Consider the following 1,649-nt stretch of genomic DNA (forward strand, 5'->3'; position numbering starts at 1 on the left):
CGATCTCGCGGCTAGTCATGAGGAGCCTCCTTGCGGGACGCTTCGGCCTCTTTCTCGGCCTGGGCGATCGCGAGCGCGGCGAGGGTGCTTGCGATCTTGGTGACGTCCGGTTCGCGGCGCATGACGCTGCGCACCGATAGGCGTCGCGGGCCGCGCGGGGAACGGGACCGGTTGATTTTCTTTTTGGGCATGACGAATAGACCTCCTTTCGGGTGTGAGAGGGTGATGAGTTGACGTCGATGCATTTGTGCATCAGCACGTCTTACTATGCGATGCACGAATGCATTGGTCAATGAGTTAGGCGCATTCCACAACACCGACCGGAATGCGCTCGCTCGGGGCGTTACCAGCGCCGGAATCGCGCCCACAGAAAGAACGCGATTCCGGCGATGAGGCTCGCTACGGCCAAGCAGATCAGCAGCTGCCACCAGATGGCTTCGATGATCCGGACGGTCAGGTAGACGGCGATGGCGCTCGCGAGAACGGCCGCGAAGCAGAGGTAGATCTTGAAGAAGAGCTTCTCGAACATCGTCAGTCCGCGAGGTTGCGCCAGGACTGGCCGGCCGCGTCGTTCATGGCCCGGCGGGCCGCCTGATGGTCGCGGTCGACGGCCCGCTGCGCTTCGAACTGTGCGCGGGCTACGCGTTCGGCGGCCGACGGGCCGATCGCCAGGGCGACGAGTCCGAAGACGGCCACCGCGACGACCAGCCCGGCCGCGACGACGAGGGCGACGGCCAGCAGGACGCTCACCACAACCACTCCTCGACCAGGCGCAGCTGCGACCGCAGCAGCAGGTCGTCGCCCGCTACGGCGTCCGCGACCTTGTCCACCTCGGCACGGACGGCGCGGGCGTGCGTCGCGAACTCCACGAGGATGGCGGCGCGGTCCTCGTCCGTCAGCTCGGCGCTCACAGCCGGAACCCCGAGTTGAAGCCGCGCTGGTGCCGCTCGCCCTTCGCGACGAAGCCCAGCTCGATCCGCAGCAGCACCGCGTTGAGCGTCGGGTCGTCCCCGGCGAGGGCCTTGCGGTGGTTGTCGAGGTCGACAGCCCGCTCCATGAAGCGCGCAGCGACGGCGGCCTCCGCGTCGAGGCGCATGCCGACTTCACGCGCCTCGTTGACGATGTTCTGCATGGCCTGGTTGTGCGTGCGCTCCGTCCGGTTGACTGCGAACCCGGACGAACGCTTCCCCCACTGTTCGAGATCGTTCATGAGGTGGTACTTCCCATCTTCATCAGATGCCAGGCGCGGCCAGGAGATTCGATTGCTGATTGCACTGGTCCCGGTGCTGGCGCAGCACTAGATTGACGGCTGACGGTGCGCCCGCTGGTCTTACAGTGTCGGTCCGCCCGCGTTCTGTAAGACGAGGAGCGAGGACCGATGCGCGCCACCAAGAAGTCGCCTGCGTTCGGCGAATACGAGGGTCAGAAGCTCGACGCGGCCCGGCGGCTGATCGAGCTCCAGAACCCAGACGGCGGCTGGGCGCTCAGCCCGTACGGCGCGTCGAGTCTCGTGAACACGGCCGAGGTGCTGGCGGTCCTGGCGGCTGCGAAAGCTCGCGGCGAGGCATTCGACAACGGAGTTCGCTACTTGTGCGGCGCCGTCTGGCAGCACTTCGGCGAGCAGACGGAAGGCAATTTCTCCGTCCGCG

The 1,649-nt window shown here is 66.3% G+C and carries 6 protein-coding genes; 1 reads left to right on the forward strand and 5 read right to left on the reverse strand.

Going from position 1 to position 1,649, the window contains the following annotated elements; all coding sequences use genetic code 11:
- Positions 1 to 11: 11 nt before the first annotated feature.
- The 5 genes from I5E_RS24635 to I5E_RS13955 form a co-directional block, all read right to left on the reverse strand.
- Positions 12 to 191 (reverse strand): hypothetical protein, encoded by a 180-nt coding sequence (locus I5E_RS24635; RefSeq protein WP_148286977.1) that lies wholly within the window; start codon positions 189 to 191, stop codon positions 12 to 14.
- A gap of 152 nt (positions 192 to 343) precedes the next feature.
- Positions 344 to 529 (reverse strand): hypothetical protein, encoded by a 186-nt coding sequence (locus tag I5E_RS13940; protein WP_022907525.1) that lies wholly within the window; start codon positions 527 to 529, stop codon positions 344 to 346.
- Between the two features lie 2 nt (positions 530 to 531).
- Positions 532 to 750 carry a hypothetical protein gene (locus I5E_RS13945; protein ID WP_148286978.1) on the reverse strand — a complete coding sequence of 73 codons (219 nt, stop codon included), beginning with the start codon at positions 748 to 750 and terminating at the stop codon, positions 532 to 534.
- Positions 747 to 911, reverse strand: coding sequence for a hypothetical protein (locus I5E_RS25605; protein ID WP_022907527.1), 165 nt, complete (start codon positions 909 to 911; stop codon positions 747 to 749). The genes I5E_RS13945 and I5E_RS25605 overlap by 4 nt, the downstream gene beginning before the upstream one ends.
- The gene (locus I5E_RS13955; protein ID WP_022907528.1) at positions 908 to 1,210 is read right to left on the reverse strand and encodes a hypothetical protein; all 303 of its coding nucleotides are present in this window, start codon (positions 1,208 to 1,210) and stop codon (positions 908 to 910) included. Before I5E_RS13955 ends, I5E_RS25605 begins: the two co-directional genes overlap by 4 nt.
- A 168-nt stretch (positions 1,211 to 1,378) precedes the next feature.
- On the opposite strand from I5E_RS13955, the gene I5E_RS21830 reads away from it, so the two are divergent.
- A partial coding sequence (locus I5E_RS21830) for a hypothetical protein (RefSeq protein WP_042723899.1) occupies positions 1,379 to 1,649 on the forward strand: 271 nt, incomplete at its 3' end.

Origin of the sequence: Curtobacterium sp. B18 (genome assembly GCF_000333375.1) — a bacterium.
GTDB lineage: Bacteria > Actinomycetota > Actinomycetes > Actinomycetales > Microbacteriaceae > Curtobacterium.

Bases quoted from the DNA above. Each gene is read 5' to 3' on its own strand.
- I5E_RS24635 (WP_148286977.1), bottom strand. From the start codon at position 191: ATGCCCAAAAAGAAAATCAACCGGTCCCGTTCCCCGCGCGGCCCGCGA.
- I5E_RS13955 (WP_022907528.1), bottom strand. From the start codon at position 1,210: ATGAACGATCTCGAACAGTGGGGGAAGCGTTCGTCCGGGTTCGCAGTC.
- I5E_RS13940 (WP_022907525.1), bottom strand. From the start codon at position 529: ATGTTCGAGAAGCTCTTCTTCAAGATCTACCTCTGCTTCGCGGCCGTT.